17 protein-coding genes are annotated in these 23,457 nt (G+C 65.3%); 11 read left to right on the plus strand and 6 right to left on the minus strand.

What is annotated here, in order from left to right; all coding sequences use genetic code 11:
• Positions 1 to 48: 48 nt before the first annotated feature.
• The 4 genes from ABD191_RS21515 to ABD191_RS21530 all read right to left on the minus strand — a co-directional run bounded on the left by ABD191_RS21515 (position 49) and on the right by ABD191_RS21530 (position 2,637).
• On the minus strand, positions 49 to 315 hold the full coding sequence (locus ABD191_RS21515; RefSeq protein WP_344084969.1) for a hypothetical protein: 267 nt from the start codon (positions 313 to 315) through the stop codon (positions 49 to 51).
• A 15-nt stretch (positions 316 to 330) separates the two neighbouring features.
• Positions 331 to 1,230: an FtsK/SpoIIIE domain-containing protein gene (locus tag ABD191_RS21520; protein ID WP_425560804.1), complete on the minus strand. Its 900-nt coding sequence runs from the start codon at positions 1,228 to 1,230 to the stop codon at positions 331 to 333.
• Positions 1,231 to 1,241: 11 nt separating this feature from the next.
• Entirely contained in the window at positions 1,242 to 1,697 is a 456-nt protein-coding gene (ssb, locus tag ABD191_RS21525) for a single-stranded DNA-binding protein (protein ID WP_344084971.1), read from the minus strand.
• A 94-nt stretch (positions 1,698 to 1,791) separates the two neighbouring features.
• On the minus strand, positions 1,792 to 2,637 hold the full coding sequence (locus ABD191_RS21530) for a hypothetical protein (RefSeq protein WP_344084972.1): 846 nt from the start codon (positions 2,635 to 2,637) through the stop codon (positions 1,792 to 1,794).
• A gap of 132 nt (positions 2,638 to 2,769) precedes the next feature.
• Between ABD191_RS21530 and ABD191_RS21535 the strand changes: the two genes are divergently transcribed.
• The 3 genes from ABD191_RS21535 to ABD191_RS21545 all read left to right on the plus strand — a co-directional run bounded on the left by ABD191_RS21535 (position 2,770) and on the right by ABD191_RS21545 (position 4,955).
• Entirely contained in the window at positions 2,770 to 3,564 is a 795-nt protein-coding gene (locus tag ABD191_RS21535) for a GntR family transcriptional regulator (protein ID WP_344084973.1), read from the plus strand.
• Positions 3,561 to 4,316 (plus strand): glycosyltransferase, encoded by a 756-nt coding sequence (locus tag ABD191_RS21540; protein ID WP_344084979.1) that lies wholly within the window; start codon positions 3,561 to 3,563, stop codon positions 4,314 to 4,316. Before ABD191_RS21535 ends, ABD191_RS21540 begins: the two co-directional genes overlap by 4 nt.
• Positions 4,317 to 4,385: 69 nt before the next feature.
• Positions 4,386 to 4,955 (plus strand): hypothetical protein, encoded by a 570-nt coding sequence (locus tag ABD191_RS21545; RefSeq protein ID WP_344084981.1) that lies wholly within the window; start codon positions 4,386 to 4,388, stop codon positions 4,953 to 4,955.
• 33 nt (positions 4,956 to 4,988) lie between these two features.
• Here the strand turns inward: ABD191_RS21545 and ABD191_RS21550 are convergent, their stop codons facing one another.
• Complete coding sequence (locus tag ABD191_RS21550; RefSeq protein ID WP_344084983.1) at positions 4,989 to 5,453, minus strand: hypothetical protein; 465 nt, start codon at positions 5,451 to 5,453, stop codon at positions 4,989 to 4,991.
• 543 nt (positions 5,454 to 5,996) lie between these two features.
• Between ABD191_RS21550 and ABD191_RS21555 the strand changes: the two genes are divergently transcribed.
• Positions 5,997 to 6,293, plus strand: a complete 297-nt coding sequence (locus ABD191_RS21555) for an Imm32 family immunity protein (protein ID WP_344084985.1) — start codon at positions 5,997 to 5,999, stop codon at positions 6,291 to 6,293.
• A 409-nt stretch (positions 6,294 to 6,702) separates the two neighbouring features.
• Positions 6,703 to 7,206, plus strand: coding sequence for a hypothetical protein (locus ABD191_RS21560; RefSeq protein ID WP_344084989.1), 504 nt, complete (start codon positions 6,703 to 6,705; stop codon positions 7,204 to 7,206).
• Between the two features lie 839 nt (positions 7,207 to 8,045).
• Here the strand turns inward: ABD191_RS21560 and ABD191_RS21565 are convergent.
• Positions 8,046 to 8,312, minus strand: a complete 267-nt coding sequence (locus ABD191_RS21565) for a transposase (protein WP_344084991.1) — start codon at positions 8,310 to 8,312, stop codon at positions 8,046 to 8,048.
• A 1,253-nt stretch (positions 8,313 to 9,565) separates the two neighbouring features.
• Here ABD191_RS21565 and ABD191_RS21570 point away from each other — a divergent pair.
• The 6 genes from ABD191_RS21570 to ABD191_RS21595 all read left to right on the plus strand — a co-directional run bounded on the left by ABD191_RS21570 (position 9,566) and on the right by ABD191_RS21595 (position 23,359).
• Positions 9,566 to 12,007 (plus strand): alpha/beta hydrolase-fold protein, encoded by a 2,442-nt coding sequence (locus ABD191_RS21570; RefSeq protein WP_344084994.1) that lies wholly within the window; start codon positions 9,566 to 9,568, stop codon positions 12,005 to 12,007.
• A gap of 143 nt (positions 12,008 to 12,150) precedes the next feature.
• Positions 12,151 to 13,167 (plus strand): LacI family DNA-binding transcriptional regulator, encoded by a 1,017-nt coding sequence (locus ABD191_RS21575; RefSeq protein ID WP_344084997.1) that lies wholly within the window; start codon positions 12,151 to 12,153, stop codon positions 13,165 to 13,167.
• A 970-nt stretch (positions 13,168 to 14,137) separates the two neighbouring features.
• Positions 14,138 to 20,584 (plus strand): RHS repeat-associated core domain-containing protein, encoded by a 6,447-nt coding sequence (locus ABD191_RS21580; protein ID WP_344085000.1) that lies wholly within the window; start codon positions 14,138 to 14,140, stop codon positions 20,582 to 20,584.
• Between the two features lie 16 nt (positions 20,585 to 20,600).
• Positions 20,601 to 21,146 carry a hypothetical protein gene (locus ABD191_RS21585; protein ID WP_344085003.1) on the plus strand — a complete coding sequence of 182 codons (546 nt, stop codon included), beginning with the start codon at positions 20,601 to 20,603 and terminating at the stop codon, positions 21,144 to 21,146.
• Positions 21,147 to 21,705: 559 nt separating this feature from the next.
• Positions 21,706 to 21,999, plus strand: a complete 294-nt coding sequence (locus tag ABD191_RS21590; RefSeq protein ID WP_425560805.1) for a helix-turn-helix domain-containing protein — start codon at positions 21,706 to 21,708, stop codon at positions 21,997 to 21,999.
• A gap of 106 nt (positions 22,000 to 22,105) precedes the next feature.
• On the plus strand, positions 22,106 to 23,359 hold the full coding sequence (locus ABD191_RS21595; protein WP_344085006.1) for an IS256 family transposase: 1,254 nt from the start codon (positions 22,106 to 22,108) through the stop codon (positions 23,357 to 23,359).
• Positions 23,360 to 23,457 lie beyond the last annotated feature (98 nt).

A 23,457-nucleotide genomic window follows, 5' to 3' on the forward strand; every position in this document is an offset into this window, starting at 1 on the left:
CGGCCACCGCACCCGCCGAACGGACTCGCTCGGCCGGCACGGAAGCGGTCAGGCGACCCGACGCAGGACCGGCCGGCCCGCCGACGCCGCAGGGGCAGCGGCCTCGCGGTGGGCGAGCGCCCACGCGGCCGGGTCGTCCAGCTCCCCGGCGGCGAGCAGCCGCGACCGGTACGCCGTGGCGACCGTGGGTAGCTCAGGCAGGTGGACCGTGCGGACGCCGTTGACGTAGGTGACGTGAAGGCCGCGGGCGCGGTCGGCGGCGTCGTCGCCCTGGCGGTCGGCGATGGCGTTGAGCAGGCGGGTGATCGGGTTCATCGGGTGGTCTCCTGTTCAGGCGGCTTCGGGCAGGCCAGCGGCCGGCTTGGACGGTGGGACAGCCGGCGCGGCGGCGTGGCCCTCGGCACGCAGCGCGTCGCGCATCGTGGCCGCGTAGGCGGCGATGCGGGCGCAGTCGGTATCGGTCAGGTAGGCGGTCTTGACCAGTTGCGGGCTGCCGCCCTCGGCGATGAGCAGGCCGGCGCCCTGGTTGTTCGGGCTGATCGTGTTCGACGACCACCCTTTGTTGGCCCACCCGTGGCCGAGCACGATGTCGGAGGACACATCGGTGGTGCAGCGGCCGGCGAACCGCCACGCGAACAGATCCCGCAACGACGTGGGGATGATGTCCGACGACGGGCGCTGTGTGGCGGCGATGACGATGATCCCGACCGCCCGGCCCCGGGCGACCAGGTCCCGCAGCAGCGCGGCGAACAGCTCCTGGGTCTTCTTGTCGCCGGCTGTTGCGGAGAAGTAGGCGATCTCATCGATCGCGACCACGATCGGTTGGAAGTCGTGGACGGGGCCGACCTTGCGCTCGCCGAACCACTCCAGGTAGGCGTACCGGTTGTCCATCACCGTTTGCAGCCGTTGCAGGGTGCGGATCGCGTGGCCCTGGTCGGGGCCGACGAACACGTCCGCGCACCGCCGCCACTGCCCGAGTTCGACCCGCTTGCCGTCGAGCAGGCACAGCCGGCAGTCCAGCGACAACGCGGCGTGCGCGACCAACAGGTTCAACAGGGCGGACTTGCCGGCGCCGGGTTCGCCGCCGATGAGCATGTTGCGGTAGATCAAAGGGGTGGTGACCCGGTGGCCGAACTCGTCGATGCCGATGAACACCGGGTCGAAGATGGACAGGGCCGGGCCGGCCGGCATGTCACCGGCCGGACCCGAAGCAACCAACGTCGGCATAATCCGCTCCCTTGTCAGGCCGCGTGGCTCATGCCGGCCGGGGCGGCGGAGTCCCACAGCTCGTCAGGCACCTGGTCGGGGACGAACCCGTCGCGGGCACCCGTGCGGGTGGCCTTCTTCACGGCCGCCGTGGCGAAACGCAGCGACGGGCCGACCTCATCCACATCCAGCCCGTAGGCGGAACGCTTCTCGCCTTCCTCGGTCTCCCACCGCGACAGGCGCAGCCGGCCCGTCACCACGACGCGTAGGCCCTTGCGGAGGGATTCGGCGGTGTGCTCGGCCATCTCCCGCCACACCGTGCAGGAGATGAACAACGCCTCGCCGTCCTTGTACTGGCCGGTGGCCCGGTCGAACACACGCGGCGTGGACGCCACCGTGAACTTCGCCATCGCCACACCAGCCGTGGTGTACTTCAGCTCCGGGTCGCCGGTCAGGTTCCCGACCACCGTCAAACTCGTTTCGTTCGCCACCGAACGTCACTCCCTCGAATCGATCACTGTTGGTCACGCCAGGTCTGGCGGCCACCGCACCAACCAGCCCGCAGGTTGGTTGGCACAGAGGCGGTCAGCGGCGCCGCCGCTCCGGCTCGACCGGCGGCTCGGGTACGTCGTCCAGGTCCAGGCCCAGATCCAGCGGCGGCATCCCCGGCGACACCGGCGCCGGCCCGTACCCATCCAGCAGCGTCGGCAGCGGCGAGGACACCAACCGAGCCAGAGGATCGCGGCGGGTGATGTCCACCCGGATCAGCGCCGCGAACCGGGCCGACGCCCGCACCACCCGCGCCTCACCCGCCCAGCACGCCACCGCCAACTTGCCCGTACGCCCGTCCAGATCCGTCAAGTCCAGGCCCGGACGCAGCCACACCCACACCCGCTCACCCGCCGGCGTCGGACGGGCCGCGAGGATCAGCGGCAGTGACGCAACGTGCCCCTTGCCCGGCGTACGGATGAACTGCGCGAAGCAGGCCCGCAACCGGTGACGCACCACCGCACACCACCACCACGCCACCACGAACCGACGCACCACCGGCACACCAGCCACGACGCCGACGACCGGCACGACCACGAGCGCCGCCACCAGCGGCGAGGTGAACCGGGCCAGCCCGGACAGGCCGAGCAGCACCAGCAGCCCAGCCGTGATCTCGGTCGACCACCACCACAGCACCCGCAGCACCGGCCAGACCCGCACCAGCACCGCGACCGCGAACCCGACCACCAGGCCGGCGAGCACACCGACGCCGAGCGCAAGCGGCCACGCCAGCACGCTCGACATGAGCCCCGCCGTTACCACACCGACCACCGGCGCCGTCGCGAAGAACGCCACCCGCGCCTTATGCGCGAACACCCGAGACACCGGCGGATCGACCAACGCCACCTGTCCCGCCGGCTTGTCACCGAACAGCCGCCCCATCGAATCCCCTCACCACAGAATTAATGTCTTCATGTCTTCATGAAGACGTGACCTCAGTGTAGGGCCCGTCGCCGATGGACAACAAGACTTCATGAAGACCTAAACTGGAGTGGTCTTCGGGAAGGGGCGGCAATGGCGGTCAAGTACGAGCGCATCGCGTCAGAGCTACGAGCAAAGATCCAAAATGGTGAGTTGCAGCCCGGCATGCAGTTGCCCGGAGAGCAGGTCCTTCGCGCGGACTACAAGGTGAGCCTGCCGGTCGTTCGCCAGGCGCTGGACATGCTGGAGTCCGAAGGGCTCGTCGACCGGGTCCACGGTCGGGGCACGTACGTGCGGATGCCACGTCAGCGTGTGCGACGAACGCCCGAGCGGTACCAGTGGGAGAAGGATCGGGTGAAGCTGCCGGAAAGCCAGCGGCGACGCACCGGTGCCACCGAGCGCGACACTGGCCTGACCATGGCCGATCTCGAATTTCATGCCGAGTACCGGACGTGTCCGGCACCCGAGGACCTTGCCAAGCTGTTCGGCGTTCCGGTCGGAGCGAAGTTGCTCCAGCGGACGTACCGCACGCGGTCCAAGCAGGAAGACACGCCGCTCAACCTCAACCGCTCGTACCTGGTCTACGACATGGCCGCAGAGAACCCGGCACTACTGGACCCACGCGGGGAACCCTGGCCGGGCGGTACCCAGCACCAGTTGCACACGATCGGCATCGAGCTGGACCGGATCGTCGACCACATCACCGCACGACCGCCTGGACCTGATGAGGTCGAGGCCTTGGCGTTGCCGCCCGGCGTATCCGTGTTCGTGCTGCGCAAGGTCTCCATCGACACATCCGACCACGTCGTGGAGGTCTCCGACGTGCTGATTCCCGCCGATCGCACCGAGTTCGTCTACACGACCAAGTTGACCAGGTGGCAGGCATGACCAACACGATCACGATCGTCACGGCGGTACACGGCCCGAGCATCCCGTACCTCGCGGATGCCTACGCATCGCTTGCCGCGCAGGAACTGCCTCCTGACTGGACGTGGCAATGGACCGTCCAGGAGGACGGCGAGACCGGCGATGTCGCCGCAGCCTTGCCCGACGACTCTCGCATCAGCGTCGGTACCGGCAGCAAGGGAGGCCCCGGCGTCGCACGGAACCTCGCGATGAGCCGGGCCGAAGGATCGATCCTGCGCGTCCTGGATGCCGACGACCAGATCACGCCGGGTGCCCTCGCACGCGACGTCACGGTTCTCGCTGAGAACCCGGCGATCGGATGGACCACGGCGAGCGTTCTCGATCTCATGCCTGACGGGACCACCGTTGGATGGGAGCACGCCGACCCACCCGAGGGACGCCTACAGGCCGGTGCAGTCCTGAGCTATTTCACCGAAAACAAGTACCGCCTGCCCGTACACCCGGCAACGCTATGCATCCGAACCGAGCTGGCGATGGCGCTCGGCGGCTGGATGGCCCTTCCTGGCGGCGAAGACACGGGCCTACTCATCGCCGCCTCCGTCGTCAGCGACGGCTACTTCATCGCCAAGCCCGGCCTGCTCTATCGCAAGCATCCCGCTCAGCTCACCAGCCAACCCGGATGGTCTGGCACGGCCGAGTGGATGACTCGTATGCGTGTCATCGAGGCGCGTGGCGAGGCGCTGCAACGGCTCGGAGCCCACTACCAGGGGTGAGATTGATGTAACTGCATCAACATATGCTCGTAGGCCCGACCGCAGTCGAGACCGAGGGCCAGGATTCGCGTGGACGCAGTTACCCAGCTCGTCACCATCGCCGCCGTGCTGCTGGGCGGCCTTACCACGTACTTGACCAACTACCTGACCGAGCGTTCCCGCAACAAGCAGCTCCTGCTGACCAGGTGGGACGGCCGCCGCCTCAGTTCGTACTCCCGGTTTATCGACCGGTGCCGCGCCGAAGTCCACGCTGCCGTCCTGCTGTACGAGGTACGCAACAACATGCGCGAAGATCCACACGATCAGCAGGACCTGTTGACTTCGCTTGTCCGCGCCAGCGAGCGGCGAGCACTCGCCTTCGAGCGCGTGATGTTGGTCGGCGGCGCAACCGTCATCGACGCCGCCCACGATCTCAAGGACGCCGTGGCCCGGGTCGAGTGGCAAGCTCGCGGCGTCGTCCTCGACGAGCTGCACGATTGGCGACAGCGGCATGTCGAAGTCTTCGCCGCTATCAACCGCTTCCACGAAGCCGCCCGCCGAGAGCTGGGTGTCGGCGGCCATTTCCACGCCGACACGCACTCGGACCGTGGCCTGCTCCTGCCCGGTCAAGACAAAGCCGATGATTCAGCGGGGTCGTAGGCAGTTGGGTAGGCTGGGTGTCCACCCAGCGGCTCAAGCGCTGTCACCGCCGGCCGCATCGGCATCTTCTAGGAAAGGCACATCGCCTACTAACCGCGCCCACACGCGGTCGCCTGGATGCATCTCTTGAAGCCGCTTTTCCCGATCGGCTGCGTGGTTCACGACCTTGGGAGCGATTCGTTCTCTCCAACGCCGCCCGTCTGCGTCCATCCATGAGATCTCGCACGAGCGTAGGTTCAGGTGGGTCACCTGTGCGGCGATCAAGGACAGGTATGCCTTCTCCCCGGGCTGAAGATATTGCTGCGAGGCAGTCAACAGCGGGCGCACATTGGTGAGCTGCGGATCGGCCGTTTCCCAATTGGCAACCCGCCCGGTCATGGTCAGGTCGAGGATGGGGCGGTCTCCAAGATTCTCTATGGTCATCGACACGTGGTAGAACACGACCTCACGCGGGCCGGGTGCGTGGTCCGGCGCCACGATTTCGACCTTTCGGCTCACGATAACCAACCTAGCCTGAGCCTCGGCCCGACGGCGCTCGTCCCGCCGACGCGACAAGCCATCTCGAAATGCCACCCATAAAGCCACTACCACCGCGAGGGCAGTGAAAATCGCTCCAGCGGCTTGCCCGTACGCCGATAGCCATTCTGGGTCGGCTAATTTGGACACCCAATCCATGCCTGCCATCATTCACGCCGCGCGCAAGGCGACCGGGCCTCCTGTGGTCCAGCTGGTTGCTGGCCGTCGCGGCTATCCATCGCTATCTGTCGCCGTCCATCGCCGTGTTCGTCGCCGCCCTTCGGCGTGCCGGCTCCGCATGCCGGCTCCGCATGCGGTGAGAACTTTCTGTACTTCTTCAAGGCGGCCCGCAAGCGGGCCGCACGCGCTCGGCCCGGGGCGCAGCGCCTTGCCGCTTCGCTCCCGGCGCTGACCCCGGACCGGCGCGCAACCTCAGCGGGCACGACGAAGCCCGGCATCACCGTGCTGGCGACGCCGGGCAGATCCAGCCAACAACTCGGACGGCTAAGGTGGCATGCTTCGCGCGTGGGCGATTACACGCTGTCCGTTGCGGACTACGACCCAAGTCGCGGCGTGGTCATCTCTCCCGAGGGTGGCTATATCTCCGTGGAGATCACCGATGGGGGAGTGGAGATCTTCGGCGATCCAGCCGGTCTCCGTGACCTCGCGCGATGGTGTCTCGTGTTGTCCGACGAACGCGCCGGCTCGGGCGCGCATATCCACCTTGACCCCGGCACCGTTCCATTGACGTGCGAGTCCTCGCCCCTGATGCTGGCACGCGACCCGGCCGCGCCACGCGATTGCAGTGCCTCCGGCGGGTAGGGCCTCCGGCCCTACGACCCGGATCCGGCCTCCGGCGGCCAGGGCGTCCCGCCCTGGACCCTGGCGCTCTGGGAGGCCGGCGCCGGTTGCGGCCGTCTCGTCGCGCACCGAAGGCCACCAGACCTCGCCCGGCTGGTCCAGGTCGTTCGTCCGGTGGGGCGCTCCACCTGGACCAGCCGGGCGAGGCCCGGTCGGGGCGAGCCTGCGCGACGGGAAGCCCGGCCGGTTGGCACTCCAGCCCTCTGGGAGAAACCTGGGAGACGATCTTGCGATGCATCCTCGCACAGCGCTGGTCCGACCCACCAGCACTGCCAGCACGACTAGGGCGTATAGCCGAATGTCCACGTAGATCATCGCGCTCGACCTACTTCACACCGAAGAGGTCACTGGTTCGATCGCAACAGCTGTCGTGGGTAGCTCAATAACACTCGCTGAAGCTACAGGCGACGAGGGCCAGACCGCGGTTGTAGCTGCCGCTGCCGTCGTAGCCGGAGCGACTACGACTGGCAGTGGCAATGGTAAAGACGAATGCGAGCCAGAAGATCTCATTGCCGAAGTGGCTCAGCAAATTGTAGACGAGCTAGGATATGAAGGTATTAACGAGAAAGTAACTGAAGGGCAATGGAATTTCATTAAGGAGAATGGTCGGGGTCTGGAAAGAGCTCAAGGCCACGTCGTTCACCAGGCGGTAGCGGACAGGCTTGCAGAGAAGTACAAGATTAAGATTGGCAAAAACCTAGTTCCTCGGTTCATCTATATTCGAAGCATCGGTCCGGATTATTGGGATCTTCTTAAGGAGGTATATGTGGAACTCACAACGCCGGGCCAGGTTGCTGGACACAAGGCAAAGAAGGATAAAGGCCCTCGATACGGCACGTGCCGGTATGCTACCTATAACCTTCCCAAGAAGTAGTTAGGTCCAGGTAATGAAAGTTCCAACGGTATCTAGTATCGGCGGGGAAGACGAGTTGACGGACCAAACGTTTTCTCGACTTAGTTTTGATCAGCTAAATTTGGCCGCGCTGTCTTTTGTCCGTTGCAGATTCGAAAGGATCATCGTTGGGTCGCTGGTAACAGGATACCTGGACGGGATCACGTACTTACGCGACTGCGTTTTCGACAACTTTAAGGTGAAGTCTCTAAGCACGGGATACTCCCGGTTCGAAAACTGTGTGTTTAAGAATGCGAGCATTGGGGAGTGGCATGCAGAGTATACGGAACTTGTGGACTGTGAATTCTCCGGAAAACTCAAGCGTGCCATTTTCTACGGGCGCCCTCATAATCCGCGAGGTCGGGTGGAGGCAGACGCCAAGCACAGATCCTTGCACGGACTGCCGCCTCAATCCGATGCGTATCGTGACGCTGTTCTTAGAGAACGTAACGAATTCTCGGGAAATGACTTCTCCAGGGCAGTCTTTTCTGATGTGGAATTTGTTAAAGGCGTTGACCTCTCTAAGCAGCGGCTTCCGGAGGAAGGTCGGCTAGTGTTATATGATGCCGAGCCTATTTTGAGGGCTGCGGCAGACGATGTCTCTCATTGGAACGACGGCAATGAGAAGTCAAAGGCAGAGTTCATTCTGGAGCGACTACTCGGGAGAGTGAATGACGGCCAATCTCAGCTGTACGTTGTGCCGTCGAAATGGTCGGGATCAGGCGCGGATAAATTGTTTGACACTATCCGCCGCCTTTTAGGCGATGCTTAACCCGGTCTATCGTGTCCTGTTCTGGCACGATACAGAGATTGAATCGGGATTACATTGATTCCGGGTCGAGGGTCAGACCGGTCTGCGCGACGAAGCTGGCGAGTAGGTCGGGTCGGTACTGGATGCGCTTGCGCCGGTTGCGCACGATCGCGGCGAGGTGGTCGACGCCGGTGGCGGCGAGGTTGCCCAGGCTGCGCTTGACGTGCGACCACACACCCTCAGTCGGGTTGAGGTCAGGACTGTAGGCCGGTAGTTGAACCACGTGCAGCCAGTCACGGCCCGCGACCAGTTCACGCATCGCGGCGCTGACGTGCACGTTGAGGTTGTCCCGGCAGGGAAGGCCCTATGGTCATCCGCGAACCGGAATCCGAACTCCTGCTCGATCTTGTCGAACTCCGAGTCGGTGAGGCCAGGATCGATCGCGCAGACGGATCTGAGCCGCAGGCGACGCATGGCCTCGCGGCCTAACTGCCCGTCGTCTCCGACCTGGTCAACCGTTGCCGTCACGAGGCGGGACTCTACCTCGCGGCTTGCCGCCGCTCGATCCGGTTTCGGGAGGACGGAATCAAGAAAAGAGCTTCCCCGTCGATCCAGGCCAGCGCCCGCGATCCCCGGGAATATCCAGGGCCAAGGCGGCCCGCGCCCTTGTCACGAGTGTGGGAGCAGAATTGGGAGCAGTGGGTCGCTCCCAATGGCGCTGAACGGAGCCGAACCGGTGCGACCTGCACTGAACGGTGCTGCCGTATTCGCAGGCTGTTGCAGAGTCGCTGGTCAGCGGCTTGCGGACCGATCGTTGACACGGAAGAGGTCACTGGCTCAAAGCCAGTGTCGCGCACGAGTCTGGGGTTGGTTTGTGTCCACGGAAAGCCGGGACGGGCCAGCCTCGTTTTGTCAGCGCGACTTCGCCGCGCGTCGCGACGGCTACGCCAGCCGCACCAGTGCCGAGGGCCTGCTTGATGGGCTGGTTGCGGTGGTGGCCGGCTTTGGAGACATTCGGGCAGCGCCCCCCGGCTTCCGTTCACGTCGCCGAGGCCACTCACCCGGTCATCGGATCAGCCATTGCGCGGCATCGGGCCGGACGTTGCGACCTACCTCGGCGCCCGCGCGCTGGAGCGGGAACTGGTCGACCACGTGGAGGACGACATTCGACAGCGCCGCCACAGGCGGGTCGCGCCGAACCGGCGTCGACGTTCCTCAACGGATCAGCCGCTGACCTGCTGAAGTGTCGTACCCGCAGTTGAGCGGGCTTGGTGTGGACCGTATTCATGTCGGCTCTCATGGAGACCTCTCTGCCGTCGGAGCAGTCGAGCGGTGTCGAGTGCAGGGTCCGCCACGGAGGTCATGGGGGCATGAAGAGGCTCTTGCCATTCGTTCTACACCGGTGTAGGAAGTATTGACTACTACGAATGTGCGCTGTCGCGGCCGTCAGAGACGTCTCGGTGGCCGATTCGATGGTGAGGCGCGTGCCTTCGATGCGGGAGGCCTTGACGCTCTGAGAGGAGCAGCGACGCGATGTCACACAGCAGTGCCCCCCGAAGGACCAGCCTTGTCGCAGCCGCGGCTTTGGTGATGTCAATCATCGCGGCCGCCCCGGCGGCTGCCGCGAGCGACACATGGCATTCGAACGACGACGTCTACCACTACTTCAAGGCGCCGCAATCGGAGGTCAGCAGCATCGTCGGCGCAACGCCGGCGACGCTCGAACTGGAGGCGAACATCGGGCCGAGCGGCACCTGGTCGGCGCTCGCGATGGACCCGAACGGCTCGGACTACGCCGCGAACGTCGGTCCGCTCGAGCCCGGGCTGTACTACTACCAGTACACCGCGACCATGCAGGACAGGTCGAAGGTGTCCTTCCGCCAGCCTGGCAGCCCCGTGGCGGTGACGTCGAAGCCGAACTGGAACACCTTCTTCGTACCGGGGGAATCCGTCGCGTGGATGGACGACATCGCTGCGGGCGGGACGGTGAAGGAACTGTCCTACAGGAGTGCGGCGTCGGGGGAGAGCCGCACCGCCGTGGTGTGGACGCCGCCCAGCTACAACTCTGCCCGGGCCGAGGCGTACCCGGTCCTGTACCTGCTGAGCAGCGAGGGTCAGACCGCTCGTGAGTGGCTGGAACTTGGCCGGGCGAAGCAGATCCTCGACAACCTGGCCGCTGGCAGGGACGGCAAGCCGATGGTGGTCGTGATGGCTGACGCCAATTCCGCCGACCCCCGCGCCGAGCTGCTCAACGCCATCGTCCCCGCAGCACGGGCCGGCTACAACATTTCGTCTAAGCCCCAGAGTCAGGCGCTGGCCGGCGTCGGCACCGGTGCCGAGCAGGCGATCAGCATCCTCCGCCGCGATCCCGGCGCATTCGCCTACGTCGGCTCCTTCTCGGGCTCCGCCGACGGCTCGATCACCAAGGCGGAGGCCAAGGCGATCAACAAGGGCACCAAGCTGCTCCGGGTGTACGTCGGCAACACGCTCGATCCGTCGTACAACGACAACTACGACCTGCTGGTGGACCTGAAGAAGTCCGGGGTGAAGTACGAGTTCGATGGCGTCAACCCTGACGACGCCTCCTGGGACGCGTGGCGGGAGAACCTGCGCGACTTCGCCGCTCGCCTCTTCGGACAGAAGGGCGCCGGCCCCGGTGCCAGCAAGGGACACCGCCCGCTGACCCAGCCGTACCAGCCCCCGGCACCCGGATCGATCACGACCCCGCACATCGACCCGTACGGCGTCGTCACGTTCGAGACCGGCACCCAGTGGGCCGACGCCAAGGACGTCACGGTCTGGGGCAACTGGGCCCCGAACGGCCAGTGGTTCCGGATCCCGATGAACAAGCAGCCCGACGGCCGCTGGCGCATCTCGGTCGGACCGCTCGACGGCTACTACTACTACCGGTACGTGGTCGACGGCGTCGACAAGAAGGACCCGACCGACACCGTCAACAAGCACACGACGGAGTCGCCGCTGTTCGTGCCGGGCAAGACCGACGCGATGCTCGCCGACGTACCCGCAGGCAAGGGCGGCACGGTCTCGCTGATGACCTACGACGGAGGCCAGGGCGCAGAGCGATACGCGTACGTCTGGACGCCGCCCGGCTACGATGCCGACCGCGCAGCCGCCTACCCGGTGCTGTACCTGTACCACGGTGGTGGCCAGAACTACGGCAGCTGGCTCGAGACCGGGCGGGCCAAGCAGATCCTCGACAACCACTACCTCAACGGGACCATGGTGCCGATGGTCGTGGTCATGCCGGACCAGAACGGCGTCGACTTCTGGACCGACCTCAGCCAGCACGTGATGCCGACCGCGGCGGAGAAGTACAACATCTCGACTGACTCGGACGAGCAGGCGCTCGCCGGCCTGTCGTGGGGAGCCATCAACACCCTCGGCACCTGGCTCGCCCACCCGGGCGAGTTCGCCTACATCGGCGCCTTCTCGGGGGGTCTGTTCTCCTACCCCACCGTCGACGTCCAGGCGGTCAACGAAAGCACCAAGCTGGTGAGGCTGTACTCCGGTGACGTCGACTTCACGTACTCGTTCACTCAGAGCACGATGCAGTGGCTGACCTCCCAGGGCATCGAGTACGAGTACGCCGGCACCTGGGTCGGACCGCATGGCTTCGACATCTGGATGGCGAACCTGATCGACTTCGTGCCCCGGCTTTTCGCGCCTGAGTACCGGTTCGGCGGGGTACGGCCACCGCTGGCCGGCGACGGCTCGGACATCGTCAAAGCCGGACACCCCGTGCCGGTCAAGTTCACCCTGACCGGCGCGGACGGCAAGACCGTCACCGACGCGCGGCCGCGTCTCTACCTGGTGAAGAAGACGGACGGTACGGCCGGCGATCGGGTCCCGGCCACACCCGTGCAGAAGAACGCGGACAACACTGCGCGCTACAGCCCTGGCAAGGCCGAATACGTCTTCGACTGGGACACGAAAGGGCTCGCCCGGGGTGCCTACGAGTTGCAGATCGACCTGGGTAGCTCAGTTCACACCATCGCTCTGACCATCAACTGACCTTGGGCCACGCGGCCGGCCTGCCCCGGATCGGGGCGGGCCGGCCGCTGCGTCGGGGTTGGCACGTGGGTCTTATACGCTGGCCGACGAGCCGACGAGCGGCGGGAGGGGCTGTGGCACGCAAGACCAACAGGTCGGCGACCATGCGCGACGTCGCCCGACTCGCCGGGGTGTCGATCAAGACGGTGTCCAACATCCTCAACGGCTATCAGTATGTGCGTCCGGAAACCCGCCAGCGGGTGGACGACGCGATCCGTGAGCTGGGCTACCACGTGAACGTGTCGGCGCGGAACCTGAGCCGGGGCCGGACCGGGGCGATCGCTCTGGTGCTGCCGTCGCTGCGCGTTGTGTACTTCGCCGAACTTGCGGACGCCGTCATGCGAGAGGCATCCAGGCGAGGCCTGACCGTCTTCATCGAGCAGACCAACGCCGAGCGCGACCGCGAGTTGCGCGTACTGGACGGCAGCTACCGGTCACGCTTCGACGGCGTGCTGTACTCCCCACTCGCGCTGGGGCAGAAAGACCTCCCGCTGTTCGATGTCGACTTCCCCCTCGTACTCCTGGGCGAGCGGGTGATCGACGGCAGCGTCGACCACGTCACGATGAGCAACGTCCAGGGAGCACGTGCGGCGACCGAGCACGTCCTGGGCAGAGGTGCGACCACGGTAGTCCCCCTGGGAATCAAGGACGACCCGTCGCCGAGCAGTGGAACGCTGCGGTTCCAGGGCTTCCGGGACGCCCTCCAGTCACGAGGGTTCGACGTCGACCCACGCGCGATCATCGGTGTACCCGACTACTTTCACTCCACCGGCGCCACGACGATCGCTCGCATCCTTGACAGCGGCGTCAAGCCCGACGCGGTTGTGGCGTTCGCCGACACACTCGCGCTGGGTGCGCTCGCCGCCTTTCAGGACCGCGGCCTACGGGTCCCCGAGGACGTCCTGCTGATCGGCTTCGACAACATCGACGAAACGAACTACTCCCGACCTCCGCTGAGCACCATCGACCCCGGACGCGACGTGATCGCACACCAGGCAGTCGCCCTGTTGGAAGAGCGGATCCAGCTCCAGTTCGACGGTGTGCCGCGAGAGGAACAGCCGGCGCCCCGCAGGGTGGTCGTCGACTTCGAACTGATCCAGCGGCAGTCGACGCTGCGATGAGGCCGTCCTGCCACCGTTGCCCGATCGTTCACTCGTAGATCGGCCGATCGGCTGAGTGACGATGAGTGATCATCGCTTTGCGTGACGCCCTAGCTCTTTGATGAATGCGGCGATCTCACTGGTACTGGCCATGCGGTGAACGCTTGCTGGCCGTTTGCTGTGGACGCTCGGTGATCGCGTGTCTGCGGCTGCCATCTGATGATGTCGATGTCAAGGCGTAGATCCGTTGTTGTGGTGGGCGTAGCGTGCCGGATCAATTCGCGTCGGTTGGCCGTCGCGGCGCGTTCATCGCGGAGCACCACGCTCGTCTTCGGGGAGGTCAGCCGTGGTTGTGCATCCTGCTCATCTGGTCGGTCCTGGTGGTTTTATGCCGGGTGGGCGGCCGCGGCGGCGTCGCTGGTTGGCGATGGGTTGTGTGGCGTTGGTGGCGTCGACGCTGTTGACCGTGGTGCCGGGTTGGTCTGCCGCACAGGCTGCCGCGCCGGCGGCGGCGCCGGATGGTGATCAGAAGTCGGTGCCGTCGCGTCCGTTGGCGGTGCCGTCGGATGAGACGGCTGAGCCGATGGGTGGGCCGCTGCCGGCCCCGGTGTGGCCGTCGGCGTCGCGGTTGTCGGTGGATCTGGCGGCGTTGCGCGCCGGGGAGTTGGCCGATGGTGCGCCGTTGGATACGTGGGCGCGCACGGCGGGCGGCGGCTCGGGGCGGGTCGTGCGGGTGGGCCCGCCGGAGGCATTGCCGGCGTCGGAGGCCGACGCATCGCGTGGTGCGCGCGCTGCTGTGGACGTGGCGCCGAGGTCCGTTCAGGTGGAGGTGTTGGACCGGGCGGCGGTGGAGCCGGGTGGCGGGTTGGGCCTGGGTGTGCGGGTGACCCGGTCGGACCGGTCGGGGGCGGCGGGTCGGTTGCGGTTGGTGGTGGACTACTCGGGGTTCCGGTACGCGTACGGGGGTGACTTCGCCGGCCGGTTGCGGCTGGTGGCGTTGCCGGAGTGCGCGTTGGTGCAGCCCCGCGCGGCCGACTGTGTGGCATTGCCGTCGTTCGTGCCCGACGCGGTGAATGACACCAAGGCTGGGACGCTGACGGCCACCGTGGATGTGGCGGCTGATCCGGTGGCTAAGGCTGGTTCGTTCTCGGGTGCGCCGGAGTCGGAGACGACGGCGGCGTTGGCGCCGACCGGGGTGGTGTACGCGCTCGCGTCGGGTACGTCGTCGGACTCGGGCGACTACAAGGCGACGACGCTGTCCCCGACGGGTACATGGGATGTGTCTGTCGCGTCGGGTTCGTTCTCCTACCAGGTTCCGATCACGGTGCCGCCGCCGCCGACTGGTAAGGCCCCGGAGCTGGGCTTCGCGTACGACTCGCAGTCGGTGGATGGGCGTACGTCGGCGACGAACAACCAGGCTTCCGCCGTCGGCATGGGCTGGGAGTTGACGGGTGCGGGGTTCATCGAGCGCAGGTACGTGCCGTGTCAGACGCCGGAGCATGACGGTGACGGTGACGGTGACAACTGGAACATCAACAACAACCCGTTAGTGGGTGACCTGTGCTGGAAGTCGCCGAACCAGACCCTCGAGCCCGGCGGGGCTGTCTACACCATCAGCCTCAACGGGGTGTCGTCAAACCTCGTCCAGGACGGCAACGGGACCGGTTCGTACCATCTGGAGGACGACCCGGGTTGGCGGGTGCAGCGGCTGACCGGCGGGTACGGCGCCGATGACGAGTACTGGGTGATCTCCACCCCGGACGGTTCGCGGTACTACTTCGGCTACGGCCGCGAGGAACTGAACGACAGCGCCACGAACTCGGTGTGGACGGTGCCGGTGGTCGGTAATGACTCGGGGGAGCCGTGCCATGCGTCGCACCCGAACCCGTGTACGCAGGCGTACCGGTGGAACCTCGACCGGGTCATCGACCCGAACGAGGTGGAGACGGCCTACAAGTACCAGGTCGAAACGAACTACTACTACTCGATCGCGGGTACGGACGCGTGGAAGTCGTACACGGCGGCCGGGTACCTGTCCGAGGTCCTTTACGGCTACGCCGCGCAGATCACCGGGGCGAAGTTCACTAACAAGGTCGTGTTCAACTACGTCGGCCGGTGCGTGACCCGGATGGCGGAGGCCGACCCGCTGCGCAACACGGCCCCGACGTGTCTGGGCTCGGCGGCGGCGGAGCCGGACGACTACCCGGACGTGCCGACCGACATCATCTGCGACGGCACCGGCAACGACCCGGCGGGTCAGTGTGTGTGGTGGCCGTACTCGCCAACGTTCTTCGGCTCCCAGATGCTGTGGGACATCAAGACCTACGCCCTGGACCAGAGCGGCTCGGGCTGGGACACCGTGATGCAGTACCAGACCAAACACGGTCTGCCCAACTCGCCGGGCACCATCGGCAAGGTTCTTTGGTTGGACTATATCCAGCGGGAGGGCTACGGGCATCACGACAACGTCGTATACCCGGTCATCAACTTCAATGGTGTGGATCTCGACAATGTGATCGGTAGCACCAACCTGAGCTTCCCGCGGGTCGATCAGATCTACACCGACCTCGGTGGACTGATCACCGTGACATACGGCTTCGAGAACGGGTGTACGGCCGACGCGCTGCCGTCGGAGGCCAGTAACCATAAGGACTGCTACCGGGCGCAGTGGACGCCGGAGGGCGGCACCCAGAAGTGGGGTTGGTTCAAGAAGCACCTGGTCAAGAAAGTAGAGGTTGATCCGCGCCTCGGGCTGGGCGCCGACAACGACGGCGGCCCGGTCATGACCACCACGTACGACTATGTCGGTCAGGCGAACTGGCGGTTCACGGCCGATCCGTTGACCCCCAACGCCAAGGAGACCTGGTCGGACTGGCGTGGTTACAGCGAGGTGCGGGTCACCTCCGGCGGCGGGGTGAACGAGAAGTCGACGTACTACTGGATCTACCAGGGCATGGACGGCGACCGTAAGGTCCGCAACCCGTCAGGCACCAGCGACTACAAGGAGGTGGTCCTGCAGGACAGCACCGGCACCAACCGTACGGATCACCGTTATCTGGCGGGCAAGCCGTTGGAGGAATCGCACCGCGACCATGAGGGGCAGTCCCGCAAGCGGGTCTACCACGGTTACTGGGCGTATGTCACGGCCACCTATGACGGTGTGCCGGACGCCCGGTTCGTGCGCGAGGACTACACCCGCACCCGCACCCGGATCTCCACCTCGACCGGCGGCGCGCCCGCCGACCAGAACACGTGGCGTGAGCAGGTCGTCGAGACCGTCTACGACCCGGCCTACGCCTCGTCGGCGACGTTCGGGTTGCCGGCGCGCACCAACGACAACGGCGAGTCCGGTGTCTCCGACGACCGGTGCACCACCCACGGGTACGCCTACAACACCGATCTGATTTCCGGTACCGACGTGAAGCGGTGGGTCGCCCTCATCGACGAGGAACATCACTACGCGGCCGACTGCGCCGACCGCGCCGCCGCCAACCGTGACTCCCTGGTGACGACGTTCTACGACGGGGCGACCTCGCTGGCCGCCAACAAGCCCGTCGACTCCAACCCCACCCAGGTCAACACCTACATCAGCGCGACGGTGTTCACGTCTACGAAGAAGACCTACGACGTCGCCGGGCGGGTCCTCACCAGTACCGACGGGCGCGGCCTCGTCACCACGACCACCTACAGCCCGGTCGCCAACTGGCCGCTTGACGGCGTGACCGTGACAACCCCGGTGCCCGACCCCACGGGGACCAACGGCTCGTCGACGGCGTTGGCGACGAAGACGTATTCCTCCCGGTTCAACGGGGCGCCATGGAAGATCGTGGACCCCAACAACAAGATCACCTACCTGGACTACGACGACGCCGGACGGTTGATCAGCGTGTGGAAGCCGTCGGAGTCCGACGGATCGCCACTGGACGCCAACGGGCGTCCCACCGCCGCGAAGTCCATGACCTTCGCCTACAGCATCCCCACCGCCACGATTTCGGATATCCCCGACTACGCCAATGGGCCCGCGAGGATCACCACGAAGGTCCTCCAGTCGGCGGGAACATACCTGACCTCGTACGAATACCTCGACGGACTCGGCCGCAGCCGTGAAACGCAGTCCACATCACCGAACGGCACCGGCCGGATCGTCACCACGATCCGGTACGACAGTTCCAGCAACAACACCGGCACGTCCGCGCCGTTCTACAACTCCTCGGCCTCCGGCTCCGGCATGGTCAACCCCGAGGTGAACACCCTTCCCTCGTACACCGACCCGATCCACGACTGGGCCGGCCGCGTCATCGAAACCCGCATCCTCGCCAACGGGGCCATCCAGCCCGACCGGCGCACCTACACCACCTACTACGGCGACTACACGCGGGTCACCCCGGCGGTTGGCGGAACGACGGACACGTACACCGACGTGTACGGCAACACCACCAAGATCGTGCAGAACCTGCCGGACCTCGACCCAGCCAACCCGAACGTCACCCGCTACACCTACAACCTCAAGAACGAACTCCTCACAATCAAGGACGCGGCCACCGACCCGGCGGCCAACGTCATCAGCTACACCTACGACTGGGCCGGCCGGCAGATCAGCGCCACCCACCCCGACACCGGCACGACGACCACCACCTACGACGCCAACGGCAACATCGTCACGACCGTCGACGCCAAGTCGCAGACCGTCACAACGGTTTACGACCAGCTCAACCGGCCCACTTCGAGGTGGCTCAGCGCCGCGACCACCGGCACGAAACTGGCCGCGTGGACCTATGACACCCGCACCCTCGGCAAGGGCAAACTCGCCACCTCAACCAGCTACAGCGGCGCGAACGCGTACACCACGACGGTCAACGCCTACGACAGCAACGGCTTCGCCACCGGATCCACGGTCACGATCCCGGCCGCCGAAGGCGCCCTGGCCGGCAGCTACTCCACCACCTACGGCCGTGACCTCGCCGGACACGTCACCACCACGAACTACCCCCAGGTCGGCACCAGCGGCAACAGCCTGCCGGCGGAGACCGTCACCGCCACCTACACCGCCCAGGGCTCGCCATCGACGCTGACCAGCCCATTGGCGACCTACGTGTCCGCCACCACCTACAACAACTACGGTCCACTCGCCTCCCGCACCTACGGCACCGGCACGATCACCGCCCAACGTGCGTACGGCTGGAACCAGGTCACCGGCGCGTTGAGCTCGATCATCACCAACGTCACCAACGCCGGCACCACCACGACCGCCCAGGATGACACCTACACCCAGGACGCCCGAGGCAACCTCGCCGCCATCCGGTCCACTGCCGGCGGTGAGCAGACCCAATGCTTTACCTACGACGACCTCAACCGCCTGACCTGGGCGTACACGAGTACCACCGTGGCATCAAGCTGTGCGTCGAAGCCCGCCAACCACACCGGCGGCGTCGCCCCGTACGACTTGAAGTACACCTACGACAAGCTCGGCAACATCAAGACCGTCAACGACCTCATCGCCGGCAAACTCTCCACCTACAACTACCCGGCATCCGGTCCCAGCTCGACCCGGCCCCACGCCGTCACCTCCGTGGTCCACACCGGATCCGGCGCGGGCACGGACAGTTACGGCTACGACAACAACGGCGCACAAACCAGCCGTACTGTCGGCAGCACGGCGGCGAGCATGACGTGGAACGCCCTCAAGCAGATGACGTCGATGACGGCGGGGTCGACGACCACATCCTTCATCTACGACGCCGACGGCAACCGCCTGCTCCGCAAAACCGCCGGTGAAACAGTGCTCTACCTGGCCGGCCAAGAGTTGCGGCTGTCCGGCACCACAGTCACACCCACCCGCTACTACACCTCCGGTGACACCACTGTCGCCATGCGCGTCGGCGGTACCAGCAACGGCACACTCACCTGGCTCACCTCCGACGGACTCGGGAGCACCCAGGTCGCCATCAACACCACCACTGGGGCCACCACCCAAACCCGTTGGCTGCCCTTCGGAGCACAGCGCGGCACCCAAGCCCTACCTGCCGGTACCAATCGAGGATTCCTCGGCAAGAACAACGACCCCACCACCGGCCTCGACCAACTCGGCGCCCGCTACTACGACCCCAACACCGGCCGGTTTATCAGCCCTGACCCCGTCGTCACACCGACAGATCCGCAGAACCTGAACCTCTACAGCTACGCCGTCAACAACCCCACCACCTACTGGGATCCCACCGGCCTCATGTGGGGTTGGGCCAAGAAAGCCCTCAAGGTCGTCACCGTCGTAGCCGAGGTCGCCTCCGTCATCCCCGGCCCCATCGGAACGATCGCCTCGGTCGTCGGCGCCGCCGGTTACGCCGCTCAAGGTGACTGGGAAAACGCCGCGTTCATGGCAGCCGGAGCCGTGGCCGCCGCAGTCGGCGCAGGCGCGGCCGTCCTCGCAGCCAAAGCAGCCAAAGCAGCCAAGGCAGCGAAGGCCGCCGACAACGCAATCGACGCCGCCGACAACGCCATAGACGCGGCCAAAGCAGTCGACAACGTCGCCGACGACGTAGCGGGCGCAGCGAACAAAGCAGACGAAGCCGCACCTCCCGGTTCCGGCTGCCACAGCTTCGATCCCGATACACCAGTCCTCATGGCCGACGGAACTCAGACACCCATTAAGGATGTCGAGATTGGCGACCAGGTCACGTCCACGGACCCGGAAACCGGGCAGACAGTTGCCAAACCCGTTACGGAGCTTTACCGCAACCTCGACCGCGATCTGACCAACGTCACGATCCAAGACACCACAACAGGCGAACGGTCGGTCCTACACACCACCGCGAACCATCCCTTCTGGAACGCGGATACCGACCAATGGGACAACGCAGCCGACTTGAAACCCGGCACCCATCTCCGCGACGACCATGGCAACACCACCCAGATCGTCGTCGCAATCAAGACTTGGACCGGCCTGCAATGGATGCGCGACCTCACCGTCGCAGACATTCACACGTACTATGTGATGGCAGGTGAGTCGCCGGTTCTTGTCCACAACTGCGGAAACGGCACTCCACGAGTATTCGCGGTCGATTCAGCTGGCGAAACAACCGCTTTGCCGGTGCATGAGATCAATTCATCGTTGTTTCCCGATGTTGCGGACAACTTCACGAATGCGGTGGCAAATGGAGCGAGTCCGCTGGTTACTCGGCTCACTGGCCGGGCGGCTATCCGGGCGAACCGAAATGCCGCACAGGCTGGCGTGCCTCGCCCAAACTCGCTCGGGACGGACGCGAGGGGTGGCGCACTTTCGTGGGAGGAGTTCCCATTCGCGTCAACAAATCAAGGTGGTGCTGGCGCCACATTGCGACTGATTAATCGCGACCAGAACATTGCTCATGGCCGAACCTTATGGGATTTCCTTCGAAATAATGGAATTGGCAACGGCTTCCCGTACTATGTTCGGGTGAGATAAGTGAGCTGGAGAGTCGATGCTGACTGTTGAACTTGAGCGACTAGTCGCGAACTTACGGCGGCTTGACCGCTCCGTAGTGGATCTTCTGCGACCGGGTGTCCCGCGCGAGCTTGTGCTGTTGACCGCTGGCCTTACTGAGGTTCCGGAATCGGTTGCGATGTGGTTCGGTTGGTGCAATGGGGTCGAGGCGCGGCCAGGACAATTGCAGGATGAAGTGAACATTATTCCAGCATATAATCCACTTTCGGTGGAGGAGGCTGTGTACGCTAAGGCTTCCTATGAGGGCGACGCTGCACTGGGTGAGCTGTTCTTGCCGTTGTTGACCACCGCGAGTGGTGACATATATGCGGCAGTCTGGGATCGAAATGTCAACGAAGCTCGAGTTGCCGGTGTGCTGGTAGGCGAGCCTACGGAGGTTGAATTTTCCAGCATCGAACAAATGGTCATGGTATTCAATGCATGTTTTGACAATGGTTCGTTCTTTGTTGGCGCCGAAAATCGCCTAATTATGGATCCTGAGGGATACGAGCAGACATACGCGGATGTTATAGGTGGCGCATAGCTCTTGTCGCATCGTCGATTGAGTCAACGGGACATGCCGTCCTGATGGTGGAAGCCCTCAAGCCGGCAAGCACCAGCATTCGAGAAGCAATACGGGAATTACGGCCCGTGGTCGAACGCATGCGGTGTGCGCTGACATGTGCTGGCGTGCGTGGCGGTTGCTGTCACGGTTGCTGTCACCCAATTCGTATAGACACCGATATGTCGATCAATTGCCAAGCTAGATCGTCCACAGGGGACGCCTGCCGCGTGGTTCGGTGGCGTGCCGCGTAGCGGTGCGGCGTCGATGCCCGGTAGCACCCGCTGACGTGACAGGTGAAGGCATCGTTACGGTCCTGTGGTCGATGAGGCTCGCCGTCTGGTCGTGATGGCTCCGACTGCGGCGGGCGTGCGCGCGTGGCCGTAGGTCGTAGCGCGTGCACCGCAGCCCCGCCGGTAGGCGGGGCTGTCTTGACCTTGTAAAGCAAATTTGAGCACACGTTCCTTCGCAGCTTTGTCCGGTCTCGGGACCTGCGTGACAGATCGGTATCAGGACGTGCGTGACACTCCGCTGAGTGTTGGTGGAGTTGGCGTTGACAGAGCAGCGGTATCGGGCCGTGTTGGAGGTCCAGGCCGGGATCCCGGTGACGGAGGTCGCCGAACGGTTCGGGGTGTCCCGTCAGGCGGTGCACCGGTGGGTCGGCTGGTATCGTGACGAGGGCTTGGACGGGTTGGTGGACCGGTCGAGCCGGCCGCAGTCCTCGCCATCGCAGACCTCACCGGAGGTCGAGGCGGCGATCTGTGAGATGCGCCGTGCCCATCTGCGGTGGGGTGCTCGGCGGATCGAGTTCGAGTTGGGTCGGCCGCGTCCATAGAGGTGGTGTACGACGGGCCTGATCTTGGGCGTGTCGTGAAGTAGAAGACGGTCATCGCGTAGATCCTTTTTCAGACCGCCAAGTCATGATCAAGGAGAGTGTCGCGATGACCGCCCCCAAGAGTGTGGACCATGCCGTCTTCCTGCGCGAGCAGCTCGACTCCGCGAGCCCGGACCTGCTGCGTCAGATGGTCAAGACGTTCGCTGATGCGCTGATGTCGGCCGAGGCCGACGCGGTCTGCGGCGCCCCGTACGGTGCCCGCAGCGATGAGCGCACCAACTCCCGTAACGGTTACCGGCCACGGGAGTGGGACACCCGCGCTGGCACCGTGGAGCTGGCGATCCCGAAGCTGCGACAGGGGTCCTACTTCCCAGACTGGTTGCTGCAGCACCGCCGCCGGGCCGAGCAGGCCCTCGTTAGCGTGGTGGCCACCAGTTACCTGCTCGGGGTGTCGACCCGCCGGGTGGAGAAGCTGGTCGAGCAACTGGGTGTCGCCCAGTTGTCGAAGTCGCAGGTGTCGGAGATGGCCACGCATCTGGACGCCCAGGTCGAGGCGTTTCGCAACCGGCCGTTGGACGCCGGCCCGTACACGTTCGTCTGGATGGACGCGTTGACGATCAAGGTTCGTGAAGGCGGACGGACCGTTAACGTCCACGCCCTGGTCGCGGTCGGCGTCAACGGCGACGGCCAACGTGAGGTCCTCGGCCTGGACGTCGCCTCCACCGAGGACGGGGCAGGCTGGCTGGCCTTCCTGCGGTCACTGACCGCCCGCGGACTGTCCGGGGTGCGCCTGGTCGTCTCCGACGCCCACCGCGGCCTCGTCGACGCGATCGGCGCCACCCTGCCAGGAGCCAGTTGGCAACGGTGCCGCACCCACTACCTGCGTAACCTGCTCACCAAGGTGCCCAAGTCGGCGCAGCCGTGGGTGGCGACCATGGTCCGGACCATCTTCGACCAGCCCGACGCCACCGCCGTCGGCGAGCAGTTCGGCCGGGTCGTCGAGGCGATCGAGGCCCGGTTCCCAAGCGCGGCAACGCATCTGGACGACGCCCGCGACGACCTCCTCGCCTTCGCCGCGTTCCCGCACGAGGTCTGGCGTCAGATCTGGTCGAACAACCCGCAGGAACGACTCAACAAGGAGATCCGCCGCCGCACCGACGTCGTCGGGATCTTCCCCAACCGCGCCGCGATCATCCGCCTCGTCGGCGCCGTGCTGGCCGAACAGACCGACGAATGGACCGAACAACGCCGCTACATGGGCCTAGAAATCCTGACCAAGGCCCGCCTGACCCTCGTCGCCAACGACGCCGACGAGACCACCCCGACCACGCCAGCAGACACCGCGGCGATTGCCGCGTAGCATCAATCCCGATCTCCACGGTGATCGTCTTCTACACCACGCCCGTGGACGCGGCCAGTTGGGTCGTAACGGCTGTCCTGGCCGGGTCCCGTCGCGGA

Origin of the sequence: Luedemannella helvata, assembly GCF_039528415.1 — a bacterium.
Classification (GTDB): Bacteria; Actinomycetota; Actinomycetes; order Mycobacteriales; family Micromonosporaceae; genus Luedemannella; species Luedemannella helvata.

Bases quoted from the DNA above. Each gene is read 5' to 3' on its own strand.
- ABD191_RS21540 (WP_344084979.1), top strand. From the start codon at position 3,561: ATGACCAACACGATCACGATCGTCACGGCGGTACACGGCCCGAGCATC.
- ABD191_RS21570 (WP_344084994.1), top strand. From the start codon at position 9,566: ATGTCAATCATCGCGGCCGCCCCGGCGGCTGCCGCGAGCGACACATGG.
- ABD191_RS21515 (WP_344084969.1), bottom strand. From the start codon at position 315: ATGAACCCGATCACCCGCCTGCTCAACGCCATCGCCGACCGCCAGGGC.
- ABD191_RS21535 (WP_344084973.1), top strand. From the start codon at position 2,770: ATGGCGGTCAAGTACGAGCGCATCGCGTCAGAGCTACGAGCAAAGATC.
- ABD191_RS21595 (WP_344085006.1), top strand. From the start codon at position 22,106: ATGACCGCCCCCAAGAGTGTGGACCATGCCGTCTTCCTGCGCGAGCAG.
- ABD191_RS21585 (WP_344085003.1), top strand. From the start codon at position 20,601: ATGCTGACTGTTGAACTTGAGCGACTAGTCGCGAACTTACGGCGGCTT.
- ABD191_RS21575 (WP_344084997.1), top strand. From the start codon at position 12,151: ATGCGCGACGTCGCCCGACTCGCCGGGGTGTCGATCAAGACGGTGTCC.
- ABD191_RS21530 (WP_344084972.1), bottom strand. From the start codon at position 2,637: ATGGGGCGGCTGTTCGGTGACAAGCCGGCGGGACAGGTGGCGTTGGTC.